The sequence below is a fragment of the Sphingomonas xanthus genome (genome assembly GCF_007998985.1).
Lineage (GTDB): Bacteria > Pseudomonadota > Alphaproteobacteria > Sphingomonadales > Sphingomonadaceae > Sphingomicrobium > Sphingomicrobium xanthum.
The window spans coordinates 1,958,333-1,983,417 of sequence record NZ_CP041659.1; the positions used below are offsets into that span (position 1 = coordinate 1,958,333).

At 63.9% G+C, this 25,085-nt stretch carries 26 protein-coding genes; 8 read left to right on the top strand and 18 right to left on the bottom strand.

Annotated features, from left to right (window positions below):
* Positions 1-7: 7 nt before the first annotated feature.
* Both glnA and FMM02_RS09885 read right to left on the bottom strand, forming a co-directional pair.
* Complete coding sequence (glnA, locus tag FMM02_RS09880; protein WP_147494681.1) at positions 8-1,420, bottom strand: type I glutamate--ammonia ligase; 1,413 nt, start codon at positions 1,418-1,420, stop codon at positions 8-10.
* A gap of 108 nt (positions 1,421-1,528) precedes the next feature.
* On the bottom strand, positions 1,529-2,584 hold the full coding sequence (locus FMM02_RS09885; protein ID WP_147494682.1) for a winged helix-turn-helix domain-containing protein: 1,056 nt from the start codon (positions 2,582-2,584) through the stop codon (positions 1,529-1,531).
* A gap of 87 nt (positions 2,585-2,671) precedes the next feature.
* Between FMM02_RS09885 and FMM02_RS09890 the strand changes: the two genes are divergently transcribed.
* Positions 2,672-3,217, top strand: coding sequence for a hypothetical protein (locus tag FMM02_RS09890; protein ID WP_147494683.1), 546 nt, complete (start codon positions 2,672-2,674; stop codon positions 3,215-3,217).
* On the opposite strand, the gene FMM02_RS09895 is transcribed toward FMM02_RS09890, so the two are convergent.
* Positions 3,214-3,438 (bottom strand): helix-turn-helix domain-containing protein, encoded by a 225-nt coding sequence (locus FMM02_RS09895; protein WP_147494684.1) that lies wholly within the window; start codon positions 3,436-3,438, stop codon positions 3,214-3,216. The two genes, FMM02_RS09890 and FMM02_RS09895, sit on opposite strands and share 4 nt — an antisense overlap.
* A gap of 154 nt (positions 3,439-3,592) precedes the next feature.
* Between FMM02_RS09895 and FMM02_RS09900 the strand changes: the two genes are divergently transcribed.
* Positions 3,593-4,984: a DNA recombination protein RmuC gene (locus FMM02_RS09900; RefSeq protein ID WP_246104769.1), complete on the top strand. Its 1,392-nt coding sequence runs from the start codon at positions 3,593-3,595 to the stop codon at positions 4,982-4,984.
* Between the two features lie 30 nt (positions 4,985-5,014).
* Here the strand turns inward: FMM02_RS09900 and FMM02_RS09905 are convergent, their stop codons facing one another.
* From FMM02_RS09905 to FMM02_RS09940, 8 genes are all read right to left on the bottom strand, one after another.
* Positions 5,015-5,851: an META domain-containing protein gene (locus FMM02_RS09905; RefSeq protein ID WP_147494685.1), complete on the bottom strand. Its 837-nt coding sequence runs from the start codon at positions 5,849-5,851 to the stop codon at positions 5,015-5,017.
* Between the two features lie 20 nt (positions 5,852-5,871).
* Positions 5,872-6,678, bottom strand: a complete 807-nt coding sequence (locus FMM02_RS09910; RefSeq protein ID WP_147494686.1) for a TrmH family RNA methyltransferase — start codon at positions 6,676-6,678, stop codon at positions 5,872-5,874.
* A gap of 63 nt (positions 6,679-6,741) precedes the next feature.
* Positions 6,742-7,014: an HPr family phosphocarrier protein gene (locus tag FMM02_RS09915; RefSeq protein ID WP_147494687.1), complete on the bottom strand. Its 273-nt coding sequence runs from the start codon at positions 7,012-7,014 to the stop codon at positions 6,742-6,744.
* On the bottom strand, positions 7,011-7,418 hold the full coding sequence (locus tag FMM02_RS09920; protein ID WP_147494688.1) for a PTS sugar transporter subunit IIA: 408 nt from the start codon (positions 7,416-7,418) through the stop codon (positions 7,011-7,013). Before FMM02_RS09920 ends, FMM02_RS09915 begins: the two co-directional genes overlap by 4 nt.
* Positions 7,419-7,434: 16 nt before the next feature.
* Positions 7,435-8,355, bottom strand: coding sequence for an RNase adapter RapZ (rapZ, locus tag FMM02_RS09925; RefSeq protein WP_147494689.1), 921 nt, complete (start codon positions 8,353-8,355; stop codon positions 7,435-7,437).
* A gap of 2 nt (positions 8,356-8,357) precedes the next feature.
* A complete protein-coding gene (locus tag FMM02_RS09930; protein WP_147494690.1) occupies positions 8,358-8,798 on the bottom strand; it encodes an HPr kinase/phosphorylase in 441 nt (146 codons plus the stop codon).
* Complete coding sequence (locus tag FMM02_RS09935) at positions 8,795-10,369, bottom strand: sensor histidine kinase (protein WP_147494691.1); 1,575 nt, start codon at positions 10,367-10,369, stop codon at positions 8,795-8,797. The genes FMM02_RS09930 and FMM02_RS09935 overlap by 4 nt, the downstream gene beginning before the upstream one ends.
* Positions 10,338-11,066, bottom strand: a complete 729-nt coding sequence (locus tag FMM02_RS09940; RefSeq protein WP_147494692.1) for a response regulator transcription factor — start codon at positions 11,064-11,066, stop codon at positions 10,338-10,340. The genes FMM02_RS09935 and FMM02_RS09940 overlap by 32 nt, the downstream gene beginning before the upstream one ends.
* A 184-nt stretch (positions 11,067-11,250) precedes the next feature.
* On the opposite strand from FMM02_RS09940, the gene FMM02_RS09945 reads away from it, so the two are divergent.
* Positions 11,251-12,858, top strand: a complete 1,608-nt coding sequence (locus tag FMM02_RS09945) for a phosphoenolpyruvate carboxykinase (RefSeq protein WP_147494693.1) — start codon at positions 11,251-11,253, stop codon at positions 12,856-12,858.
* A gap of 47 nt (positions 12,859-12,905) precedes the next feature.
* Positions 12,906-13,352 (top strand): hypothetical protein, encoded by a 447-nt coding sequence (locus tag FMM02_RS09950; RefSeq protein ID WP_187107762.1) that lies wholly within the window; start codon positions 12,906-12,908, stop codon positions 13,350-13,352.
* A gap of 5 nt (positions 13,353-13,357) precedes the next feature.
* Here the strand turns inward: FMM02_RS09950 and FMM02_RS09955 are convergent, their stop codons facing one another.
* The 5 genes from FMM02_RS09955 to FMM02_RS09975 all read right to left on the bottom strand — a co-directional run bounded on the left by FMM02_RS09955 (position 13,358) and on the right by FMM02_RS09975 (position 19,117).
* Positions 13,358-13,975, bottom strand: coding sequence for a response regulator (locus FMM02_RS09955; protein ID WP_147494694.1), 618 nt, complete (start codon positions 13,973-13,975; stop codon positions 13,358-13,360).
* Positions 13,972-15,552 (bottom strand): sensor histidine kinase, encoded by a 1,581-nt coding sequence (locus FMM02_RS09960; protein ID WP_147494695.1) that lies wholly within the window; start codon positions 15,550-15,552, stop codon positions 13,972-13,974. The genes FMM02_RS09955 and FMM02_RS09960 overlap by 4 nt, the downstream gene beginning before the upstream one ends.
* 246 nt (positions 15,553-15,798) lie before the next feature.
* On the bottom strand, positions 15,799-17,649 hold the full coding sequence (locus FMM02_RS09965) for a DUF885 domain-containing protein (protein ID WP_147494696.1): 1,851 nt from the start codon (positions 17,647-17,649) through the stop codon (positions 15,799-15,801).
* Positions 17,650-17,663: 14 nt separating this feature from the next.
* Positions 17,664-18,119, bottom strand: a complete 456-nt coding sequence (locus FMM02_RS09970) for an NfeD family protein (protein WP_147494697.1) — start codon at positions 18,117-18,119, stop codon at positions 17,664-17,666.
* A complete protein-coding gene (locus tag FMM02_RS09975) occupies positions 18,119-19,117 on the bottom strand; it encodes an SPFH domain-containing protein (protein WP_147494698.1) in 999 nt (332 codons plus the stop codon). The genes FMM02_RS09970 and FMM02_RS09975 overlap by 1 nt, the downstream gene beginning before the upstream one ends.
* 69 nt (positions 19,118-19,186) lie before the next feature.
* Here FMM02_RS09975 and FMM02_RS09980 point away from each other — a divergent pair, with 69 nt between their 5' ends.
* The 4 genes from FMM02_RS09980 (at position 19,187) to FMM02_RS09995 (ending at position 23,265) form a co-directional block, all read left to right on the top strand.
* Positions 19,187-19,987 (top strand): HpcH/HpaI aldolase/citrate lyase family protein, encoded by an 801-nt coding sequence (locus FMM02_RS09980; RefSeq protein WP_425473686.1) that lies wholly within the window; start codon positions 19,187-19,189, stop codon positions 19,985-19,987.
* A 39-nt stretch (positions 19,988-20,026) separates the two neighbouring features.
* Positions 20,027-21,496 carry an IMP dehydrogenase gene (guaB, locus tag FMM02_RS09985; protein ID WP_147494700.1) on the top strand — a complete coding sequence of 490 codons (1,470 nt, stop codon included), beginning with the start codon at positions 20,027-20,029 and terminating at the stop codon, positions 21,494-21,496.
* 66 nt (positions 21,497-21,562) lie between these two features.
* A complete protein-coding gene (locus FMM02_RS09990) occupies positions 21,563-22,741 on the top strand; it encodes an RsmB/NOP family class I SAM-dependent RNA methyltransferase (RefSeq protein WP_147494701.1) in 1,179 nt (392 codons plus the stop codon).
* 26 nt (positions 22,742-22,767) lie between these two features.
* The gene (locus tag FMM02_RS09995) at positions 22,768-23,265 is read left to right on the top strand and encodes a tetratricopeptide repeat protein (protein WP_147494702.1); all 498 of its coding nucleotides are present in this window, start codon (positions 22,768-22,770) and stop codon (positions 23,263-23,265) included.
* Here FMM02_RS09995 and rsmA read toward each other — a convergent pair.
* Together rsmA and pdxA are read right to left on the bottom strand one after the other, a co-directional pair.
* Positions 23,262-24,071: a 16S rRNA (adenine(1518)-N(6)/adenine(1519)-N(6))-dimethyltransferase RsmA gene (gene rsmA / locus FMM02_RS10000; protein WP_147494703.1), complete on the bottom strand. Its 810-nt coding sequence runs from the start codon at positions 24,069-24,071 to the stop codon at positions 23,262-23,264. The genes FMM02_RS09995 and rsmA overlap by 4 nt on opposite strands.
* 4 nt (positions 24,072-24,075) lie before the next feature.
* Positions 24,076-25,080, bottom strand: a complete 1,005-nt coding sequence (gene pdxA, locus FMM02_RS10005; RefSeq protein ID WP_147494704.1) for a 4-hydroxythreonine-4-phosphate dehydrogenase PdxA — start codon at positions 25,078-25,080, stop codon at positions 24,076-24,078.
* Between the last annotated feature and the right edge of the window lie 5 nt (positions 25,081-25,085).

Below are 25,085 nucleotides of genomic sequence, written 5' to 3' on the forward strand. Positions count from 1 at the left end.
ATTGGGATCAAGCGCTGTAATACATGTCGAATTCGACCGGCGAGGGCGTGGTTTCCCAGCGCATCACTTCTTCCCACTTGAGGTCGATATAGGCGTCGATCTGGTCTTCGCTGAACACGTCGCCCCGGGTCAAAAAGTCGCGGTCGGCGGAAAGAGCAACCAGCGCTTCGCGAAGGGAGCCGCAGACCGTCGGCACATTGACCAGTTCCGCTGGCGGCAGGTCGTAGAGATTCTTATCCATCGCTTCACCCGGATGGATGCGGTTCTGGATGCCGTCGAGGCCGGCCATCAGCAGGGCAGCATAGGCGAGATAGGGATTGGCCATGGCATCGGGGAAGCGGAATTCGACCCGCTTGGCCTTCTCGCCGGTGCCATAGGGAATTCGGCACGACGCCGAACGATTGCGCGACGAATAGGCGAGCAGCACCGGCGCTTCGAAACCGGGAACGAGCCGCTTGTAGCTGTTGGTGGTCGGGTTGGTGAACGCATTGAGCGCGCGGGCATGCTTTATCACCCCGCCGATGAAATAAAGCGCGGTTTCCGACAGTCCGGCATAGCCATTGCCGGCAAAAAGCGGCTTGCCGCCCTTCCAGATCGACATGTGGGTATGCATGCCGCTGCCATTATCCTTGGCGATCGGCTTGGGCATGAAGGTCGCGGTCTTGCCATAGGCCTGGGCAACCATGTGCACGACATATTTATAGACCTGCATCCGGTCGGCGGTTTCGACCAGTTTGCCGTAGGTGACCCCAAGCTCATGCTGGGCGGGGGCGACCTCATGGTGATGCTTGTCGCAGGGCAGGCCCATCTCGATCATCGTCGAAACCATCTCGCCGCGGATGTCGACGGCACTGTCGACGGGCGCGACGGGGAAATAGCCGCCCTTGGCGCGGGGCCGGTGGGCAAGGTTGCCGCCTTCATATTCGCGGCCCGAATTGCCCGGCAGCTCGACATCGTCGAGTTTGAAGAAGCTGCTGTTGTAGCCGTCCTCGAAGCGGACGTCGTCGAACATGAAGAATTCCGCTTCTGGGCCGACGAAGACGGTATCGCCGATTCCGGTAGCCTTGAGATAGGCTTCGGCGCGGGTGGCGGTCGACCGCGGGTCGCGCGCATAAAGTTCGCCGGTCGAGGGTTCGACGATGTTGCACACCAGGATCAGCGTCGGCGTCGAAGTGAAGGGATCGACATAAACCGCATCGAGGTCCGGCATCAGGATCATGTCGCTCTCGTTGATCGCCTTCCAGCCGGCGATCGAGGAGCCATCGAACATGAACCCGTCGGTCAGCATGTCTTCGTCGATGACCGACGCGACCATGGTCAGGTGCTGCCACTTGCCCTTCGGATCGGTGAAACGCAGATCGACATATTCGATCTCATTTTCTTCGATATCTTTCAGGACTTTAGCTGCTGCGTTTGCCATTATATCCCCGCTTGCGGAAGGAGAGAATCGTCACGGTCGAGGTGACCCTGCGCGTATGTCCAAGCTTTTTCAGCCTGACCCGTCCGAGTCACGACGCGGGTGAACTTTTCACGTCGGTCGACGTGAGGTTCCCGCTCTTCCCGCAAGCGTTATCGCCGCGAAGGTGAAGGTGACGAACAGCATCGCCTCCAGGGCCGAAGTCGCGGTTCGGCTGACTGGTCCGAATCCGTCCTCCCCGAAGAGAGCACCAAAGCGGTCGAGATCGAGCCGCGAGTTGGGAAAGCTGGCCGCAACCTGATCTAGGCTGCCGCCCAGCAATTGCCCTCCCGCCGAACCGATGATCGCCCCAGCGGCGAGGCCGATGATCGCCGCGACGGCGATGTCGCGGCTCGACGGCCCCGCGCGGCAGGAGCGGGCGTGAAGCCATACGGCCAAGCCGACAGCGGCACCGAGCAGCGCTCCCTCCGACGCGCCTGTCATGTCGCGCGGCCCGCTGCCGAGTAGCAGGTTGAATGCGTCGAGGCCGAGTAGGCGCGCCGCGGCGCCGACGATAAGGCCGCCGGTCGCACCGCCGATGACCGTCCAGCCGGGATGAAGCGACGGGACCGCGCGCGTTGCGGCAATACCCAGAGCGACCCCAGCACCGCCCAGGATGCCGATCGCAACGGTGAGGCTGACCAGCACCAGCAGGGTGGACATACCGGCACTGCCCTGGGGGGCCGGTTGGGCGGCCCAGGCCAGGCCGTAGACCAGTCCGCCGGCAAGTCCGGCCAGCCCTCCGCCCAGGGTGCCGGCAAGAGCAGTAGACAGCGGAGTTTCGCTGGTCGGTGGCGCGGCAGGCGCAACTGCGGGATCGGTTGCGGCGATGAAACGGTAGCCATGTTTGGGAACGGTCTCGATAAAACGCGGCCGCGCGGCCTCGTCACCAAGCGCTCGCCGGAGGGACTTGATACACTGGGTCAGCGCCTCGTCGGTGACCGGGACTCCGTTCCATACTTCAGCCATGAACCGGTCCTTGGTGACCAGCTCGTCCGGGGCGCGCACCAGCAGCGCGAGGGCGTCGAAATAGCGTGCATTAAGGTCGACCGGCGCGCCGTCGTGCAGCAGGCGGCGATTAGGGATGTCGAGTTCGAAGCGGTCGAAACATATGCGGTCGGCCGTCATATTTCAGCGATTCCTCAGGAGTTGCTCATGCCGTTCATCGCCGCTTGCGGCAGGAAGAAAGCCTCATTCATCAGGGAGGACAATGCAATGACCAATGCCGAAATCGGCGGGAAGCCACGGTTCTGGAATGGCTGGCGGGTGATGGGGTGGGGAATGGTCGCGGCCCTGCTGGTCACGCCCGCGATCGCAATGCGTTTCACCCAGGAAGTCGACTGGAGTCCAGCAGACTTCGTCGTGATGGGCGGACTGATGGTCTCGATCGGCCTGATGATCGAATTCCTTGTCCGCCAGTCGGGCAACCTTGCCTATCGGCTGGCGTCGGTCATCGCCGCGCTAACCATTTTCCTGACGATCTGGGTCAATCTTGCGGTCGGCATGATCGGCGAGGAGGGGGGCTATAACCTTCTGTTCCTCGCGCTGATGGTCTTGGCTGTGGCCGGCGCAATCGCGGTCAGTTTCCGCCCGCGTTCGCTGGTGTGGATTGCGACAGGCGTCGGACTGTTACAGCTGCTGGCCGGCGCCGTCGGCCTGCCCACCGATCCGCGCGGGGCGATGTTGTCGATGATGTTCGCATTGCCCTGGATGCTGGCGGCGGGCCTTTACCGCCATGCGGCGGGCAGCCCGGGGCGCTAATAGGCGCGTCGCAGCGCCTGGAGGAGCATGCGCAGTAACATGGCGACGGGGCGGGGGACGCCGACCTTGCCTTCCAGCCACAGGCTGACCGCCGAGCGGCTCACGCCGATCGCTTGGGCCAGGTCCGCCTGAGTCTTGTAGCCGAGCAGCCGCATGTGCCGGCGAAGCTCCTCCGGCGACATGGAGGCGAGTAACTCGGGCCGGTTTTTCGGATCCTCCATTGCGCCTGTCTAGCGGCTTGGCGCGATGAGACAATGCGCATTGCCGGAACGGCCATGGTAGTTCCCCGAAGGCGTCGGCGGATTTGCCGATCCACTCTTGAGGCCGGTTTCAAAAGCGCATAGGTTCACATTTCGTTCTTTTCGGGAGGGATGGTTGGACGCGCTCGCGCTGGGATTTGTCATTATCGCGTTGCTGGCGGGGCTGGCAGCTGGCTGGCTGATGGCCTCGCGCCAGGCTTCGCCGTTGCGCGGCGAGATCGACGGTCTTCGCGAACGTCTGGGCGCGGCTGAACGGGAGGGCGCGGCAGCGGGCGAGCGGGCCGCGCGGGCTGAGCAATTGCAAAAGCTTCTCGACGCCGTAACCGGCGAACGCGATGAGGCGATGCGGGTGCGGGCGATGCTTGAGGCCGACGCCCGCAATTTTGATGCGCGGATGAAGGATCTGCAGGAATCAAAAGATGCGCTGATCGCCCAGTTCCGAAGTGTCGGCGACCAGATGCTCGAGAAGGCGCAGAAGGACTTCCTCGAACGGGCAGGCCAGCGGTTCAGCGAGGCCGACAAGGCCAGCCAGGTGAAGCTCCAGACATTGCTTCAGCCGGTCGAAGCGACGTTGAAACGCTATGAAGAGGGACTTCAGCGGGTCGAGAAAGAAAGGGTCGACCAATACGCCGGCCTCAAATCGGTGGTCGAACAGGTCCGCGAAGGACAGGGCCGTGTGCGCGATGAGACGCGCAACCTCGTCAATGCGCTTCGCTCATCACCCAAGGCGCGCGGACGGTGGGGGGAAAAGACGCTGCAGAACGTGCTCGAACAGGCCGGGCTCATCGAGCATGCCGATTTCGCGACCGAAGTCAGCGTCGATACCGACGAGGGGCGGCTTCGTCCCGATGCGATCATCAACCTGCCTGGCGGGCGCAAGCTGGTGATCGACGCGAAATGTTCGCTGAACGCCTATCTCGACGCTTCGGAAGAGGTCGATGATGCGCGGCGCGACGTCCATTTGCGCGCCCATGTCGCATCGATGAAAAACCATGCGCAGCAATTGGGGTCGAAATCCTACTGGTCGCAGTTCGACGACGCCGCCGATTATGTCGTGATGTTCATTCCCGGCGAGCATTTCCTGACCGCAGCGCTGGAACATGATCACGGGCTTTGGGAATGGGCGTTCGAGCGCAAGGTCCTGCTTGCTACCCCTACCAACCTTGTCGCTATCGCCCGGACGGTGGCCAGCGTCTGGCGCCAGGAGAAATTGGCCAAGGAAGCAGGACAAATTGCCGCGCTGGGACGGGAATTGCACAGCCGACTGGCAACCATGGCTGAGCATGTCGCCTCGGTCGGGACCAACCTGTCGCGCGCCAACGCCAGCTACAACAAGCTGGTCGGCAGTCTTGAAAGCCAGGTGATGACCCAGGCCAAGAGGTTTGAGGTGCTGGGTGCGGGGAGCGCTAAGGACATAGCGGCGGCGCCATTGATCGACACGGTGCCGCGCACCCTCAACAAGCTGGCGCCGCCCAAGGCGAGCGCCAATGAGGACGACGCCGCCTAAGCTGTACCGGCAGGCGGCGGCGGCGGAGCTCTAGCGCGCCTGCATCAGCTCGATCGACCCGCGGCTGTTGCTGAGCGTCAGCCGGTCGCCCATGCCATTGATTGTCATCGGCATCAGCAGGATGCGCATGCCCTGGTCCTCGAAGCTCATGTCGCGGCAGGCCATCTGCGTGGCCAAGGGCGCGCCGGCGGTGAGGACATTGCCGCTCTGCGTATAGCCCGATCCGATCGTGTTGCAGCCGAACTTGGCGCTCATCTGGTCGGGCAGAAAATTGACGTAGAAGTTGCTGCGCGGGGTTGGCCGGCCGTTGATTGCCGTCACTAGCCAGTTGGTTCGGGCCAGCGTCGGCGCGCCGGGACCCGGCTGATGGGGATATCCCGTTTCGCCGACCTGGCTGAAAAAGGCCGTTGGCGCGCCGCAACCCCGGAACATCCGGCCGTCGACGTAGACCTGGACATTGTCCGGATAGGTCCGGTCGCTCATTCCGTCGCTGCACGGCCCGCGGGTGATGTTCACCTCCAGCCGCTGGGTGCGGTAAATGGGTCCCGCAACGCCGTTGATTGGAACGGGGGTGGGCTGGCTAACGCGATAATTGTTGTTCCCGCGGTCGGTGAAGACCATATCCCGGGCGCCAATTTCCAGGTCCCAGAAAGGTTCGGTCCCGATCGCGCGATACTGACCGGCGGGGGCCGGATATTGCGGCGGATACCCTTGCGAGGGGGGGTAACCGGGCATCGGCGGATATTGCTGTGGCGGGTAGCCCGTCGGCCCCTGCGGATAGGGCTCCGGATAGCCGGGATCGGTGGCATAAGGCTCGCAGGCGGTCAGCGCCAAGGCAAGCAGCGGCAGCGTGGCGATAGTTTTCATGGCGTAACAACCCGCAAGGATCAGCTGCGGTTCCGCCAGCTTGCCCGGACATGGAAGGCCATCACCGCGGCGGCGACAGCGGCGTTGAGGCTGTCCGCACGGCCCAGCATCGGCATTTTGACGAGCAGGTCGCACTCCGCCTCGTACGAGGGCGGAAGGCCCTGGCTCTCATTGCCGATCAAAAGGAAGCAGGGCTGGTCATAATCGGGATCGAGATAGTCATGGCTGGTGTTGAGGCTGGTCCCGACCAGCTGGCCGGGGCCCTCGCGCAGCCAGGCAATGAATTCCTCCCATCGAGCGCTTGCCACGGTCTGGGTGAAGATTGCCCCCATCGACGCGCGCACCGCTTCGACCGACCAGGGATCGGCGCTGTCGTCGATCAGGATAAGGCCGCCCGCACCGGTCGCGTCGCCGGTGCGCAGGATGGTGCCGATATTGCCCGGATCGCGAAGCGCCTGTGCGACAATCCACAGCGGGGCTGCGGCGCGGTCGATCGCGGCCAGCGCCATGTCCGGCTGGCGGTAGGCGCCAAGGATGGCTTGCGGATTATCCTTGCCGCTCATCTTGCTGAGGATGTCGGGGGTCGTCTCGATCACGTCCGCGCCGCGTGCTTCGGCGGCGGCGATGATCTCGGCGGCGAGGGGATGCACTCCGGCGGCGGCGGAATAGGCGATGATTTCGGGAAGCATTCCGCTGTCGCGCGCTTCGGCCAGGATGCGCAATCCCTCTGCCAGGAACAGGCCTTCACCCTTGCGCACCTTCTTATCGCGCAGGCCCCTCAGCCGCTTGACGGTCTCGTTGGAAAAGGAAGTAATCTGGCGCGGCATGGTCCGAAAGCCTCTTTCGGGGGCGGGAAGGAAATGGGCAAGTCCCCGGCTTGCCGCGGCGCGCTACTCCTCGCCGAACTTGCCTTCCACCAAGGCCGTCAGCTCGCGCATCGCCTCGTCGCAGCCCTCGCCTTCGCAGTGGATAGTGATTCGGTCCCCCATGGCCGCCCCCAGCATCATCAATCCCATGATCGACGTGCCGACCACGCGGTTGCCGTCCTTTTCGACCTCGATTCGGGCAGCTAGGCCCGATGCGAGGTTGACGAACTTGGCGCTCGCCCGGGCGTGCAGCCCGCGACGATTGGTAATCTTGATCGTCTTCGACCGGCCGCTCAAGCAGCGGCCTCGCCAAGGATTTCGGAGGCCACGGAAATATATTTGCGCCCCGCCTCTCGCGCCGCAGCGACTGCGGCGCGAACCGACATCGCCTTGCGGGCCCCTTCGAGACGGATCAGCATCGGCAGGTTCACTCCCGCAATGACCTCGACGTCCTCGCTTTTCATCAGGCTGATGGCGAGGTTGGATGGCGTGCCGCCAAACAGGTCCGTGAGAATGATGACTCCCTTGCCCTGGTCACAGCGCTGGATCGCGTCCGCAATATCCTTGCGGCGCTCTTCCATGTCGTCGTCGGCGTCGATGCATATGCCCTCGATCGCGTCTTGGGGTCCGACCACATGTTCCATGGCTGTGATGAACTCGGCCGCCAGACGGCCGTGGGTCACCAGCACTAGTCCGATCATTCAATCACCCGCTGTATCACTTGGCCCGCGCCCTGGATCTTCGCGGGGACTCTTCAATCGTATCACTCGGTGGCGAAGCGAGGTCGCGGTGACGGACAATCGGGGAAAATCCCGCGTCGCGCAACCGCTTCGCCATTTCGGTCGCCGCCGCCACCGACCGGTGGCGCCCACCGGTGCATCCGAACGCCACGGTGAGATAGCTTTTGCCAGCGGCCCAATAGCGGGGAATCAGATTTTGCAACAGGGCCTCGACCTGATCGAGCGTCGGGGACCAAGCCGAGTCTCGCCGACAATGGTCCTGTACGGCCTGGTCAAGCCCGGTCAGCGGCCGCAATTCCTCGATCCAGTGCGGGTTGTCGACGAAGCGCAGGTCGAACACCAGGTCCGCGGTCCGCGAAATGCCGCGGGCAAAACCGAAAGAGGAAATGGTCAGCACCAGCTGGTCGACTTCGCCGCCATAACGGCACCGCAGTTCGTCGCGCAGTTCGGTCGGCCTCAGGTCGGTGGTGTCGAGTACCGTGTCGGCCATTTGGCGCAAGGGCGAGGTCGCACCACGCTCCCGGGAGATGCCGTCCTCTGCGGGCCGGTCGGGGGCAAGCGGGTGGCGCCGGCGGGTTTCGTCGTAGCGCCGAATCAATTCGGTCCCCGCGCAGTCGAGGTAGAGAATCTCTGGCGTTACCCCCTCGATTGCGCGCAGCTGTGACGGCAGCGCGGTGGGATCGAACCCCCGGCTGCGGACGTCCATGCCGACCGCGATCGGCACCGAGCGCTGCTCCTGTCGCTCGCCATGGACGAAATCATGGAGCATGGCGGTGGGCAGGTTGTCGACACAATCCCAGCCCATGTCCTCAAGCGCATCGAGAACGGTCGACTTGCCGGCGCCGGACATGCCGGTGACAAGCAGCAGCCGGGGCAGGGACTTTGCGGGATCGGCCATGCTCAGCCCTTCAGCCCCAGTCGGTCGAGCGCGATGGCGACTTTCGGCGCGGCCGACGCGGTCATCGCATCGACATTGACCAGCGGCAAGTTCAGCCCAAGAATCATCCGCTCGCGCCCCTCGTCGGGCATCCGTTCAAGCTCGCGGGTCAGCTCGACGACCAGTGCCAGCGGGACATCGTCGACCATCTCCATCTGGACGATGCCGATTCCGCGGATTTCAAGCTTGCCCCGGATCGTCGCGGGCGCGGAGACGATCAGCCGGTCCCCGGACTTGTGCACGATGCTGCGGTCATCGCTTACGAGCGTGAAGCCATGGTCGAGCAAGCGCAGCGCCAGATCCGACTTGCCCGAGCCCGACGGGCCGCAGATCAGTACCGCGCGTCCATCCTTCGCAACACTCGTTGCGTGGAGATTCTCCGAACTTAGTCGCGGTCCGTTCATGCCCGGTCGGCAGCCTTCAAGGTAATGGTGAAGCGGGCGCCTGATGGCGCATCATCGCGGTCGGCCACGTCAATCTCCCCGTCATGGCCTTCAACGATCGCTCGGGCGATCGCAAGGCCGAGCCCAGAATGGCGGCCGAAGCTTTCCGCTTCGGGACGAACCGAATGAAAGCGATTGAAGATCGCTTCGCGCAGCTGTTCCGGGACACCCGGGCCTTCGTCGTCGATGCGCACCAAGATTCGGTCGCCGACATGTGTCGCAGCTATTTCCACCAGCCCGCCAGGCGGAGAAAAACTGATCGCATTGTCGATCAGATTGTCGATCGCGCGGGCCAGGCGACTAGGTTCGCCCATGACCAGCGCGCTCGCGCGGCGCGGTCGGGCAAAGGCGATCCGCACGTCGCCGGTTTCGCGGCGGGTTTCCCATGACGAAACCAGTTGACCGATGAGATCGCCGAGGTCGACGGGTTCGAAGCGGGCCCGGGCGAGTTCCGCGTCAGTGCGGGCCGCCTCGCCAATGTCGCCGATCAACCGGTCGAGCCTGACCACGTCCTGGCGGATCACATCGACCAGCTGGTTGCGCAGTGCAGGATCCTCGATCCGTTCGAGGCCGTCGATCGCCGAACGGAGCGATGCCAGCGGGTTCTTGAGCTCATGGGTAACGTCGGCGGCAAAAGCTTCGATATTGTCGATCCGATGTCGCAGCGACTGGCTCATGTCGCTCACCGATCGGGCAAGTAGGCCGATCTCGTCGCTGCGCGAAGGCAGGCGCGGCACCCGAACCTCCCGGGCGCGGCCAAGCCGGACCCGATGCGCGGCCAAGGCGATCCGGCGCAGCGGCTGGACGATGGTCCGGGCCAGGAACAACGACAACAGCACCGACAGCAGTAGCACGACCGCAAGGGCGATCAGCAGGGACCCGCGCTGCTTTCGCACGGTGCGGGTAAAGGATCGGTCATTGTCGCTGATCAACAGGATCGACCCGTCGCCGACGGGCGCGGCGGCAGAAAAAACCGGGGTCAGCTCGGGCGCCTGGCGAATGGCGGTGTGGGCCTTGCCGCTGGACCGTGCGGCAACAACTTCCTCCCAGGCCGCCGCATTGTCGACCTCGGGCTCGACGAAATCCTCGTCATTCTTTTCGCCGACCAGCGCATTGAAACCGCGGTCGAGCGCCCGGGCCACATCCTTCGTCCATTTCTGGGTAGTCGGGTCGCGCAGGCGATAGGTGGGGCCGGTGACGGTCCAGCTGTCGTGCGCCAGCGTGCCGTCGGCCGAATAGAGCCGAAGGCGCGCGCTGCTTTGCCGCGACAATGTCGCCATCAAAGCTTCGCGCCGCGCTGGCGGAACCTCAGCCAGCGCAACTGCGGCGAACTCGGTCATCGCCTCGACCTTGTGCACCCGCTCACGCTCAAGCCGGTTGCGGTAGCTGTCGAGGTACAGGATGGCGAGCAGAACGAGCACGAGCGTCAGCACGTTCACCGCCAGGATGCGGTGCGTAAGCGTCCATCGTCCCGACCAGGTCAGGACGAGGTCGGTCTCGTCATTCCTCGCCAAATCGATATCCGACGCCATACAGGGTTTCGATCGCATCGAACTGGGGGTCGGCGGAGCGAAACTTGCGGCGGATCCGCTTGATATGACTGTCGATGGTGCGGTCGTCGACATAGACGTCGTCCTGATAGGCGACGTCGAGCAGCTGATTGCGCGACTTGACCACGCCAGGGCGCTGGGCAAGCGCTTCGAGGATCAGGAACTCGGTCACGGTCAAGGTGACGTCGCGCTCATCCCACAACACTTTGTGCCGCGCCGGGTCCATGACCAGGCGCCCGCGTTCGATCAATGGCGGTTCCGCCTCGTTGACGCTGTCGGCGCCGTTGCCATTACCACGGGCGAGGTCCTGACGACGCAGCAGGGCGCGGATTCGTGCGATCAACAGTCGCTGCGAAAAGGGTTTGGAAATATAATCGTCGGCGCCCATTGCGAGGCCCAGCGCCTCGTCCACCTCATCGTCCTTGGAGGTCAGGAAGATGACTGGCATGGTCCCCACCGGACCACCCATTTCGCGGACCCGGCGTAGCAATTCCATCCCGTCCATCTGCGGCATCTTGATGTCGAACACGCCGAGATCAGGCGGGTTTTCAGTGAACGCGCGAAGTGCCGTCAGGCCATCGGTGTAGACGCGGGTCAGGAAACCCTCGGCCTGGAGCGCGATCGACACGGAGGTCAGGATGTTGCGGTCGTCATCGACGAGCGCGATCACGTGGCTCATGCCTGCTCCTTGTTACGGCTTGGAGGGATAGCCAGCGCCGCGTTTTGAAACAAGGCCGGGACGGTGATTGGGGAGGGCTAGAGTGCTTTGACCGCACCCCATGTGATATGTATAGGCCCTGCGCACACCAAAGCGGCGATGTCCGGGCGCGGGCGTCGCCCTTGATATTTCAGGGAGAATCGACGTGAGCGAGCGCACCCCCGCGCACAAGTTGAACGACCAGGGCATCGATACCCGGGCGACGATTCACTGGAATCTGACGACTGCGCCGCTGGTCGAGCAGGCCGTGGCGCGCGGAGAAGGCCAGCTCGCGAAGGACGGCCCGCTGGTCGTTCGCACCGGCAAGCATACCGGCCGCAGCGCGCAGGACCGCTTCGTGGTCCGCAATTCGGTCAGCGAAGGAGCGGTCTGGTGGGGCAAGTCGAACCGGCCGATGGATGCCGATGCGTTCGACCGCCTTTACGCCGATTTCCTCGCTCATCTCGGCACTAAGGACACGCTATTCGTCGCTGACCTGTTCGGCGGCTCGCAGCCCGAAAACCAAGTCCGCGTCCGCGTGATCAACGAGTTCGCATGGCACAATTTGTTCATTCGTACGCTGCTTGTCCGCCCCGAGGCCGACCAGCTGCCGAACTTCGTGCCCGAATATACGATCATCGACCTGCCGAGCTTCAAGGCCGATCCTGAGAAACATGGTTGCCGCAGCGAGACGGTGATTGCCGTGAACCTGGAAAAGAAGCTGATCCTGATCGGCGGCACCGCTTATGCCGGCGAGATGAAGAAAAGTGTTTTCGGCCTGTTGAATTTCCTGCTGCCGGAGAAGGGCATCATGCCGATGCATTGTTCGGCGAATATCGGCCCGGACGGCGACACAGCGATCTTCTTCGGCCTGTCGGGAACCGGCAAGACCACCTTGTCGGCAGATCCCAATCGCACGCTGATCGGCGACGATGAACATGGCTGGTCGGATACGGCGGTCTTCAACTTCGAAGGCGGCTGCTACGCCAAGATGATCCGACTGTCGGCCGAGGCCGAGCCGGAGATCTACGCCACTACCAAGAGGTTCGGCACGGTGCTCGAGAATGTCGTGATGGATCCCGTCACGCGCGAACTCGACCTCGACGACAACAGCTATGCCGAAAATAGCCGCGGTGCTTATCCGATCGATTATATTCCGAATTCGTCGGAACGGAACATGGGACCGCTGCCCAAGAACATCGTCATGCTGACTGCCGATGCCTTCGGCGTTCTGCCGCCGATCGCCCGCCTCACGCCCGACCAGGCAATGTATCACTTCCTGTCGGGTTATACCGCCAAGGTTGCCGGCACGGAGATTGGCGTGACCGAGCCGGAAGCGACCTTTTCGACCTGCTTTGGCGCGCCCTTCATGCCGCGTCACCCGTCGGTATATGGCAATTTGCTCAAGGACCGGATCGCCAAGGGCGGCGTCACCTGCTGGCTGGTCAACACCGGTTGGACCGGCGGGAAATATGGTGTCGGCAAGCGCATGCCGATCAAGGCCACCCGCGCATTGCTCAACGCCGCGCTCGACGGCAGCCTGAACAAAGCCGAGTTCCGCAAGGACCCCAATTTCGGTTTCGAAGTGCCGGTCTCGGTCCCGGGGCTGGAGTCGGCGATCCTCGACCCGCGCAGCACCTGGGCGGACAAGGACGATTATGACCGCACGGCGGCCAAGCTGGTCGACCTGTTCGTGGAGAACTTCGCCGAGTTTGCGGAGCATGTCGACGAGGGCGTTCGACAATCGGGGCCGCGGGTGACCGCCGCAGCCTGACCGGCCCGATTGTTCGATCGGGCTCCGCAAAAGGGAAAGCCCGATCGATGACGGAATTCGATGTTCGACTATTTGCTCATGACGAGGCCGTCGCCCATGTCGGCGAGGGCCTCGTCCAGCGCACCTTGCCGCGGTCCGAATGGACCCATGAGGCGCATCTGGGCGCAACGTGCTGGCTGATCCTCAAACGCCCGGATATCGACTTGGATCGCGATATTCGGGCGATTATCGCCGACTATAACGCAAGCGTCGGCGGGGTGAATAGCGACCATGAAGGCTATCACGACACCATTACCCGCGCCTATTTGCATGGCGTGCGGCATTTTCTCGCCCAGGTCGGCAGTGATCGCCCGATCCACGAGCTGGTCAACGCCTTGCTTCGCTCACCGGTCGGCCGGCGCGATTGGCCATTGCGCTTCTGGTCGCGGGAGCGATTGATGAGCGTCGAAGCGAGGCGCGGATATGTCGAGCCGGATCTGGCGCCTTTGCCGTGATGCCGTCAGCCGAGGAATTCGTCGGCCCGGATCGCTAGCTCGGTTCGGTTCTTGACGTCGAGCTTGTCGAAAACCGCATGAAGATAGGCCTTCACCGTGCCCTCGGTCACCCCCAATTGTTCGGCGATTTCCCTGTTTCGCAAGCCTTTGCGCACGAAGGTAATCAGCTGCCTCTCGCGCGGGGCGAGTTGGGGACGGCCGCGCCAGCGGCCTCCGGCCTCGAGCTGCCTCTCGCGCTCATCCAGTTCGGGATCGATCCACTGCCGCCCTATCTTTACCGCTTCGAGACATTCGAGAAGATGGGCCGGGTCGCTGTTCTTGAGAACGATTCCATCCACACCCAACCGCTTGGCTTCGATTAATGCCGAATCTTCAATCGCCGCAGTCAGCAGGATTACCCGTACCTCCTTCTTGGTACCGCGTATCTGGCGCAGCACCGCCATGCCGCCGTCCCCTGGCATGTTGAGGTCGAGCAGCAAGACATCTGGCGATAGTAATGCAAGGCTCGCGAGCGCAGCCGACCCGCTGGTCTCCGTTCCAACCAGCTTGAACTCGCTGTTCCGCAGCAACACTTCGATTGCGGTGCGGATCATCGGATGGTCGTCAGCAAGCAGCAGATTCATCCCGCACCCCCTTGATCGATCGGCAGTGCGAAGGAGAGTTTGGTCACGCCCATTCCGCGGGCAATATCGATGGCTCCACCAGCCTGCTCCACTCGCTCGCGAAGCGATAGTGGCAGCTCGAGCATATTCTGACGCCGCGGAAATTCCGTCCCGTCGTTCACGATTTCCAATGTCACCGAATCCGAAGTTGCGCTCAGATCAATGCCAACCGTCTTTGCACCAGCATGCCGGACCGCGTTGGCGACACTTTCCCTAACGATCTGGTTTGCATCCAGCCGCAAGCGTGTCGGGATCGCCTGTTCGCCCACCGACGTGATGATCGTGCAATCAATGTCCCATTGGCGGCTCAACCGTTCGGCCAGGGCCGCAAGGTCGCTGCCAAGTTCAGCAATTGCGGTCATCGGCCCGCTTCGCAGCGCGGTGATGAATGCCCGAAGCTCTCGCTGTTCTTGCATCATAAGCTGCTTTAGTTCGTCGAGGTCAGCTTGGATGTTGCGGCCCATCATATGCGATCGTTTGGTGGCTTCGATGCGATAGGCTGCGCCGGCAATGAATTGGACGACACTGTCGTGTAAGTCGCGCGCCAGTGCGAGGCGGGACCGGGATTCGGCCCGCTCCTCGGCGTTTTTCAGCACGGCGTGCCGCTGGAGATGGTTGGCGATTCCCTCCGCGACCTTGTCGGCTAGATCGAGGTGATTGAGGCACAGGCCCGGGACATCGTCGAGGCAGATGAGCCCTTCACCGCTAGTCGCCGTGATCGGAAAAGCGATGCCTGTGGTGAGGAATTTCGAGTTAATCAAGAATTGCGGCATCGCGGTCGCAAGTTCGAGATGGCGTAGGTCGCGCTGGCTGTCGATCCGTAGCGCTCGTCCCCGGTCCAGATCGTAAAGGATTGCCCCGGGAAGGACCAGGTCCTGCTCCAGTTCCTCCGGGATATCGATCAGCCGCATCCCGTCGGCGTCGAGCGAGAGCCCTGCCGGCCATTTTCGCTCGCCCTCGCGCCAGACTATAAAACCGGACTTGGCGCCAAACCGGTCGACGGTAGCGCGCAAGACAGCCTCATGCGGGGATTCGTCAAGCGTCGAATGCCCGATCGAAAGGGCTTCGCCGATGTCACCATGGGTCCAGCTCTGTCTTGCGCCGAACCAAATCAGGATGATCGACAAGACCACCAGCTGGCCGGTCCGGACGACAAAGCGCGACAGTTCGAACGGAACTCCCGACCAGGTCGCCACTAGGCCGACCAGCAGGAATACCATCGTCAGGAAAATCGCGGTGAGGGCGGTCGCATCCCAGTCCCAGCGGATTGCCGCCGACAAGAGGATGAACATGAAAAATGCAAAGAAGGGACTGGTGTAGCCGTCGGTCAGCAGGACCAGCAGGGCGAACATCAAAATGTCCACCGCATGCGCGAAGCCGGACAGGCGGGCGTCCCGCCACCAGCTGTTCCAGGTCGCGATGGTTATGACGGCAGCAAACAGGACATAGCCGCACAGCAGCAGGTAGGTTTCTGTTGGCGCGTAGGTCGGCTGGCTGGCGTCGCTCCAGATCGTCAGCAGGAAAAGTGCTGCCAGCATGAGCCGGCCTGTCGCGATGATCCGCCCCGACGAATGATAAGATCCATCCCCCACGCGCAAGGCTTAGCCGATTTATGCCCAAGCGCACAGGGCGGGCCGTAAGGCTATATTTTTGCGGGCATCATCTTTCGGTAACTAGGTTCTCGCTGCGCAGCTTGTTAGGATCGGCGCGTTCAAGTCCCTGGGGAGCGTAGCAGCAGCCGCGCTCCCCAAATCTATGGGACCGTCCCCTCCAACTGGTAACAGCTATCTGCGCGCCGAGGCGATATAATAGTCGACATTGCGGGCAAGTACGTCGAGCGGCACATTGCCGCCCTTCACCAGCGTGTCGTTGAAATCGCGAAGGTCGTAGGCGCCGCTGAGCGCCTGCCGGGCCCTGCTCCGCTGGCGCAGGATCTCGCTGTGGCCGACCTTGTAACCGCAGGCCTGGCCAGCCCAGCTGCAATAGCGATCGACTTCACTGGCGACCTCGAGCGGGTTCGACCCGTTTTGCTCGACGAAGAATTGCACACCCTGTTCGCGGGACCAGCGCTTCGCGTGAAGGCCGGTATCGACTACCAAGCGGCAGGCGCGGAAGGCCAGGGACTGGAGAAAGCCGAGCCGTCCGACTTCAAAATCCGAATAGCCACCGAGTTCATCGACCAACTGTTCCGCATAAAGGGCCCAGCCTTCGGAAAAAGCATTGAAGGCTAGCAAGGTACGGATCAGCGGTAACCGGTTGGCATAATCGCCCTGCCAGACATGACCGGGAATGGCCTCATGCGCGGTAAGGTCGGGAAGGCTGTACTTGCTGTGCAGGTCGGTGGTGCGCAGGTTGATCCAATATTTGCCCGGGATGGTCCCGTCGGGCGAGCCCGCACCGCCATAGGCGCTTGGCGCGCCGGGTTCCTCCTCGGGAGGAAGCCGCTTCACTTCGAGCCGGGCGGGGACCAGCGTGCGGAACGCCTGCGGGGTCAGTTTGCGCCAGCGGTCGAGATATTGATGGATATAGGCCATGATCTCCGCCCGGCCCTTGTCGCCTTCGCTGAACTTATATCGGGGGTCCTTGGCCAGCGCGTTCATGCGGTCGCCTACAGAGCCCTGGGTGTAGCCGATCTTGCGCAGGATCGGATCCATCTGGCCGTGCAGCTCAGCCAGTTCGCGAAGGCCCATCTGGTGGATTTCTTCCGGCGTCATGCTGGTCGTGGTCGAGGCCTTCAATGCCCAGGCATAAAAGGCGTCGCCTCCCGGCCGGGCCCAAAGACCGGCATCCATTGTCGCCCTGCCGCGCTGCGCCCTGAGCTCGTCGAGTTGGCGGGTCAACGCCGGGGCAACCCGGCCACGGACGATCGCGTCCGCGCGCGGCCCCCAATTACCGGCTATCCCCGCGTTCCGGGTGCGGCGGACCAGGCTTTCGACCAGCGCGCCGCCTTTGCGGGCACCGCCAAGGGCCTGGTCCATCTGCTTGATCGCCTTGTCGAGCAGGAATGCCGGCGGGATCAGCCCCTTGGCGGCAGCGTCTTTCATGCGTCCAAGCTCGCCGTCGAGCTGGACCGCATAGCTGTCGAGACGGGAAAGATAGGCCTCGGCGTCGGGCGCCGTCTTCACCTGATGGTCGGTGTCGAGGAAGCGCGGCACGTCAAGATAGGCGCCGACGTTCTGGATCACGACATAGGGGGTATTTCGCCAGCCTCCGACCGCGACATCGCCATAGGGTTGGGCAAATCCCTCGAGCGCCGTGCGGTAGGCGGATTTGACCACCTCGATGCTGGTGCGGGTCGAATGGCTGAGGCTGGCGGTGTCGACCATCTCTGCGCGCGCAAGGTCAGCGCGCAACTGTCCGGCAAGCTGGTCTTGGCCCGCCTGGCTGCGGTCAGCGAGCTTGAAGCGAAGATCGGCATTGGCGCCGGCGTCGAGCGCGAGGCTGGTCGCGCCTTCGGGCGAAAGGCGCAGCAGATTGCTGCCGAAGGACTCGATCAGGGCATTGGCTGCCCCATCGCCGGCCACCGCTCCCGGCGTTCCGACAAGGGTTGGCGCGCAGCCGGGAAGGGAAATGCCAGCGACACCCGCGGATAGGGCGCCAAGCGCCTGGCGACGCGAATAGCTGAAATCGTTCACGGGGGGACTCCGGGTCAGGCAGGGGGAAGGATGCGGATAGGCTCCACGGTCAGGCAATTGCCGTCAACCCCGGTCACTTCAACCCGATCGCCAGGGGCGGCCGGACCGCCGCGAGCGCTCCATTCGCCGTCGCCGACGCGCACTCGCCCGCCATGGTCGTCGACGGGTTCGACAACCAGCACGATGCGGCCGATCATCCGGCGGGCGGGATCGTTGAGCGTGGTGGTGTGGGGTCCGGTGTCAGGCTCTGCGTACCAGCGTTTCCCGATCATCACGGCAAGGCCGGTATAGACCACGAACAATGCCAGCTGCGGCGCCAGGCCAAGGTCGAACAGAAGCGTGAACAGGCCGGTGGCGATTGCCGCCGCGCCAAGAAAGACAAGAAAAAAGCCCGGCGCGACAATTTCCGCGATCAGCAACAGGAGGCCGGCGATTGCCCAAAGCCAGCCGGCCTCGATGTCGCCGAACATCAGCCTTCGATCCGGTCAACGCCGGGAACCGACGGGTTGGTGCCACGGCCGGTACGGCTGGTGGGAGCCGGTCGCGGAGCCGGGGTGGTGACTTCTCCGCCGAGTGCTTCCTTGGCGATTGCCCCGATGCCGCCAAGCGAGCCGATCAACTGGGTCGCCTCAACGGGGAAGAGGATGGTCTTGGCATTGCTCGACCGGGCGAACTCGGCGATCGCCTCGACATATTTCTGGGCGACGAAATAATTGATGGCCTGTGCATTCCCCCCCGCGATCGCGTCCGAAACCAGGGTGGTTGCCTTGGCCTCGGCCTCGGCCGACCGCTCGCGCGCCTCGGCCTCGCGGAACGCGGACTCCTTGAACCCTTCGGCCTTCAGGATCTGGCCTTGCTTCAGGCCTTCTGCCTGGAGGATAGCGGCGGCGCGCAGGCCCTCGGCTTCAAGAATCGCAGCGCGCTTTTCGCGCTCGGCTTTCATCTGCCTTGCCATGGCATTGGAAATGTCCTGCGGCGGGCGGATGTCCTTGACCTCGACGCGGGTGATCTTGACCCCCCAGGCCTCGGTCGCCTGGTCGACGACGGACAGCAGCCGGGCATTGATCTCGTCGCGTTTCGAAAGCGTTTCATCAAGGTCCATCGAGCCCATGACGGTGCGCAGGTTGGTGGTCGAAAGCGCCATGATCGCGGCATAAAGGTCGCTCACTTCATACGCCGCCTTTGCCGCGTCGAGTACCTGGAAGAAGACCACGCCGTCGACCGCGACCATCGCATTGTCCCTGGTGATGATCTCCTGCCCGGGAATGTCGACCACCTGCTCCATCACGTTGATCTTGTGGCCGACGCGGTAGACAAAGGGGGTGACGAAGTTGAATCCCGGCTCGGCCGTCCGGACGAATTTGCCGAACCGCTCGATGGTGTAGCGATAGCCCTGGCGGACGATCTTGACGCTCATCATGACGATCAGCAGCGCAAGAACTACCAGTCCGAACAGAAATTCCAGCATTTCACACCCCCTTCAATGGGGCCATGATGCAAAGCCTGCGGCAAAGAGGGAAGGAAAATCGGCATGGCGGTGAACCTGTTCGACAAGCGGGCGGTGCTGTTTCTGCCCGCGAACAACCCGCGCGCGATCGCAAAGGCCCGGGCCAGCGACGCCGATCTCGTCATCCTCGACCTTGAGGATGCGGTGGGGCCTGAACAAAAGGAGGAAGCGCGTGCAGCGGCGGTGGAGGCGGTCGACGAAGCCTGGCCGATGCCGGTCGCGATCCGGATCAATGCCGTGCGCACCCAATGGCATGGGCTCGACGTGCTGGCCGCCGCGCACAGCGAAGCTGACCTGGTTATTGTCCCGCGGGCCGAGTCGCAACAGGACCTGCATTATCTGCGAAGCCATACCGGCAAGCCGGTGGCGGCGATGATCGAAACGGCCAAAGGCGTGCTGGCGTCGCGCGCGATTGCAGAAGAGACGGTCGCGCTGATCGCGGGAACCAATGATCTCGCCGCCGATCTTCGGCTGCCGCGCGGGGCGGGCAAGGCGCCGATGCAGACCGCGCTGCAGATGATCGTCCTGTCGGCGCGGGCAGCCGGGATTGCGGCATTCGACGGGGTTTTCAATGCGCTCGACGACTTGGAAGGCTTTGCCGCCGAAGCCGCCGAGGCGCGGATGATGGGGTTTGACGGTAAGACCCTGATCCACCCCAATCAGATCGCCCCTTGCCATGCGGCCTTTTCGCCGTCGGACGAGGAAGTGGCGCGGGCCATGCGTCTGGTTGATGCGGCGACCGGCGGTGCCGAACGCTTCGAGGGCGAGATGATCGAACGGATGCATGTCGAGGCCGCCCGCCGGTTGCTGGCAAGGTCGCCGCGATCCTGACGGGGTTGGCGAATCGCCCTTCCTCTGTCACAGGCCCGCATGGCCGACCTGATTCACGACGACATCCCTCTCGGGCTCACCTTCGACGACGTCTTGCTGCAGCCGCTTGAATCAAGCGTGCTTCCGAGCAGTGCCGACACCCGCAGCTACCTGACCCGCGAGATACCGCTCAACATCCCGATCCTGTCCTCCGCGATGGACACGGTCACCGAAGTCGACATGGCGATCGCCATGGCTCATCTCGGGGGTATCGGGGTCCTTCATCGCAACCTGGAAATCGAGGACCAGGTGGCCGCCGTGCGGGCAGTGAAGCGGTTCGAAAGCGGCATGGTGGTCAACCCGATCACCATGACTCCCGACCAGACGTTGGCCGAAGCGCTCGAACTGATGAAGACCAACCGGATCAGCGGCATCCCGATCGTCGAAGTATCCGGCAAGCTGGCGGGCATCCTCACCAACCGCGACGTCCGCTTCGCCGAAAACCCGCGCCAGCCGGTCAGCGAGCTGATGACTCGCGATAACCTCGCCACCGTGCCTCTCGGCACCAGCCAGGAAAATGCCCGGCGGATGCTCCACCAGCGCCGCATCGAAAAGCTACTGGTGGTTGACGAAGCGGACCATTGCGTCGGGCTGATCACCGTAAAAGACATCGAAAAGGCCGTCGCTTCGCCGCTTGCAACCAAAGATGGGCAGGGACGGCTTCGGGTTGCCGCCGCTACCACGGTCGGCGACAAGGGTTTTGAACGGTCCGAAGCGCTGATCGACGCTGGCGTCGACTGTATCGTCATCGACACTGCGCACGGCCACAATCGCGATGTCGGCAAGGCAGTCGAACGGGCCAAGTCGCTTTCCAACGCCGTCCAGGTCATTGCCGGAAACGTCGCGACCGCCGACGCGGCCAAGGCGCTCGCCGATGCCGGCGCCGACGCGATCAAGGTCGGGATCGGCCCGGGATCGATCTGCACCACCCGTATCGTCGCCGGAGTGGGCGTGCCACAGCTCAGCGCGATCCTCGCCGCGATGTCGGGCGCCAATGGCGTGCCGGTCATCGCCGATGGCGGCATCCGCACGTCGGGCGATATCGCCAAGGCGCTCGCCGCGGGCGCGTCGACCGTGATGGTCGGATCCCTGCTTGCCGGGACCGAGGAAGCCCCCGGCGAAACCTTCCTTTACCAAGGCCGTGCCTACAAGGCCTATCGCGGGATGGGCAGCGTCGGCGCCATGTCGCGTGGCTCGGCCGATCGCTATTTCCAGCAGGATATCAAGGACCAACTGAAGCTGGTGCCGGAAGGGATTGAGGGCCAGGTCCCCTACAAGGGCCCCGTCCGCGATGTCGTTCATCAGCTGGTTGGTGGGGTGAAGGCGGCGATGGGCTATACCGGTTCATCGACGATCGCCGAACTACAGAAGCGGGCCCGGTTCGTCCGAATTACCAATGCGGGGCTCAGCGAAAGCCATGTCCATGACGTGGCGATTACACGAGAGGCGCCCAATTATCCGACGCGCTGACCTGCCCTTGGCAAAGCGCATGAGCATCGCGCAGAAGCGGCATTCAGTCATCGCCGGTGGCCGCCGATGACTCCGTCGGCCCGAGTCCAGGCAGCGATCGAGATTCTCGATACGGTGATCGCCTCGGCGCGCGACGATGGCCCGCCCGCGGACTCGATCGTACAGCGCTATTTCAAGACCCGCCGCTATGCCGGATCCAAGGACCGCCGAGCGGTGCGCGAGCTGGTATTCCGTGCCATTCGCCGGGCCGGCGAGCGGCCTCAATCGGGGCGCGCTGCGATGCTTGGCTTGGCCCATGACGATCCCGTGCTCGGCGCGATGTTTGACGGCGCTCCGCATGGGCCCGAGCCGATCAGTGAAGACGAAGCCATCGCCCAGGCCGCGTCCATCCCGGCTTGGGTCAAGGATCGCCTGTCGGCCCATGCCGGGGAAGGGGAGTGGCCGGCACTGCTCGAACGGGCCCCGCTGGACCTGCGCGTCAATGTCGCGCGGGCGGCTCGCGAGGAGATGCTACGCCGCTTCGAGGGTGCCGAACCAACCCGGCTCAGCCCGTGGGGGCTGCGCTTGCCAGCTGACAGCCGGGTCGACGACCGCGATGAGTTTAAGGACGGCCTGGTCGAAGTGCAGGACGAAGGTAGCCAGCTGATCGCGCTGGCCTGCCGGCCCGGCGATGGACTGATCGCGCTCGATCTTTGCGCGGGTGCGGGAGGCAAGGCGCTGGCGCTGGCTGCCGCCGCGCCAGGGATGAAGATCATTGCTTCGGATACCCATCGCGCCCGGCTTTCCCAGCTCCCCGACCGCGCGGCCCGAGCGGGAGCGGTGATCGAAACGCGCCTGCTCAATGGCGGGCAGGAAGCAGCGCAGATGGCCGATCTCGAAGGCGCCTGCGACATCGTGCTGGTCGATGCGCCGTGCAGTGGCTCCGGAACCTGGCGCCGCAATCCCGAAGGGCGCTGGAGGCTGACCTCCGACCGGCTCGACCGGTTGGTCTCCGTCCAGCAGCGTCTGCTCGACCTCGGCGCGCCGCTGGTAAAGCCGGGCGGCGTGCTGGTATACGCTACCTGCTCGATCATCGAGGCCGAGGGTGCCGGACAGGCTCAAGGCTTCTTAGGCCGTCATTCATCTTGGGTGGCGCAGGATGTGCCGTTCGATGGTGGCCGCAGCGACGGTCCGGGTCGTCTTTTGACCCCGGCCCATGATCGCACCGATGGCTTTTTCATCGCGCGTTTTGCCCGGCCGTGCTAGGTCCGGGAGGTTGGTTGGAGAAGATAATGCGCCTCACCCCGTTCGTCCTTTGTCTTGGCCTTGCCGCCTCGACCCTGTCGGTCGCGGTAATCGGCCAGCGGCCTGACGATCAGATCGCGCCGCAGTCGGTGGCGCTGTTGAAGCAGGGCGAGATGCTGTTGGCGCAAGGCAAGCTCATCGAGGCCGACGACGCGCTCGAGACGGCGCTAGTGATCGATCCCAAGAACCGCGCGGCTTTTGTTGCCATGGCGCGGGTCGCGATCAAGCAGCAGCTTTATGGGCAGGCGATCCGCCTCACCAACCGCGCGCTGACGCTGGAACCAACCGACCGCGACGCGCTTGCGGTACAGGGCGAAGCGATGGTCGAGCTGGGCGCGATCCCGCGTGCCCGGGAAAATCTCGCCAAATTGCAGAAATTGTGCGGGACGGGCGGTTGTCCGCAGGTCGCGCTGCTGTCGACCGCGATAGCCCGGGGTCCGGCGCTGGCCGCCGCAAAGGCCCAGCCCGAAACCAAGAAAAATTAGGACAACAGGCGAGCAACCGCGACGAATTCGCCGACGCTGACCGTTTCGGCGCGGCGCTGCGGATCGATCCCGACCTCCTCGATGGCGCCGAGCGCTCCCGGATAGGCCTTCAGGCTCGATCTCAGCATCTTGCGCCGCTGGCCGAAGGCAGCCGCCGTCAGCCGTTCCAGAACCTGTGATGAAACGCCTTCGGGTTGTTCGGCCGGCACGATGTGAACTACCGCGGACGCAACCTTGGGCGGCGGAGTGAAAGCCGAGCGATGGAGCGTCATCGCGATCTTCGCGCTCGACCGCCACTGGGCCGCGACCGACAGGCGTCCATAATGTTCGCTGTCCGGCCTGGCGACGATCCGTTCGGCGACTTCGCGCTGGAACATCAAGGTGAGTGACGACCACCAAGGTGGCCACGGCCCGCCTATCCACCGCAGCAGCAGCGCCGTACCGATATTATAAGGGAGGTTGGCAACAATGTGCGCGCCATCGCCGGCCACGGCCCGCTCGTCCACCTCCAGCGCGTCGCCGGAAATCAGCGTCAGCCGCTCCGAAAATTCGCTTTCCAGTTCCGCCAATACAGGGACGCAGCGCCGGTCGCGCTCGACCGCGATGACTTTCGCACCCGTTTCAAGCAGTGCGCGGGTCAGGCCGCCCGGGCCCGGCCCCACTTCATAGACGGTCGCGCCGGCGAGCGGGCCGGGGATGGCGGCGATCCGCGCCAGCAGCTGGCGATCGAGGATGAAATTCTGGCCTAGCGCCTTGGTCGCCTGGAGACCGTGACGGGCAATGACGTCGCGAAGCGGTTCGACCATCGGCTCAGGTCGCGGCAAGGGCCCGGGTGCGCGCGCACTCGGCGGCCAACCGGATTGCCGCGGCCATCGCCCGCGGATCGGCAAGATCCTGGCCGGCGATGTCGAACGCCGTGCCATGGTCGGGCGCGGTCCGAACGATCGGAAGCCCCAGCGTCAAATTGACGCCTTCCTCGAAATGGAGAGCCTTCAAGGGGATGAGCGCCTGATCATGATACATGCACAGCGCCGCGTCGTACCTGGCGCGCGCCGGCCCATGGAAAAGCGTGTCGGCCGGGTGGGGGCCGGTCACCCGCCAACCTTCGCCGCGAAGCGTCTCTATGGCAGGGATAATGATGTCGATTTCTTCGCGGCCGAGCGATCCGCCCTCGCCGGCGTGCGGATTGAACCCGGCAATCGCCAGGCGCGGGTCGGCGATCCCGAAGTTGCGCTGCAATCCGCGTAAGGCTGCCCGACCGCGCATTTCGATCAGCGATTTGCTGAGGTTGCCGGCAACCTCGGCGAGGGGGAGATGGGTTGTGGCGGGAACGGTTCGCAGGCTCGGGCCGGCCATCATCATCGCCACATTGCCCGGCGAAACGCCGCACCGTTCGGCGACGAACTCCGTCTGGCCGGGATGGCTGAAGCCAATGCCGTAAAGCTGCTGCTTGCACACCGGCCCGGTGACCACCGCGGCCGATGAGCCCGATCGGGCGAGGCCGACGGCCAGTTCGAGCGCGTCAAGCGAACAATGGGCGCCCGCGACACTGGGATGACCGGGAACATCCGATTCGACCGCGGCAAGCGCCAAGATTGGGAGCCCGGAATCGAACGCCCGTGCGGCCTCGCGGGGATCGTCGATCACGGCAATCGGGCCGTCCCACACGGCGGTGATGCTGCGCGGATCGCCGACGGCCACGAACGGCGGCAGGCCGAACCGGTCGCGACAGTCCCAGCATTTGGCGACGACCTCGGGACCGATCCCTGCGGGATCACCAAGCGAAACCGCAAGCGGACGGCAGACGCTGTCCATTCCCC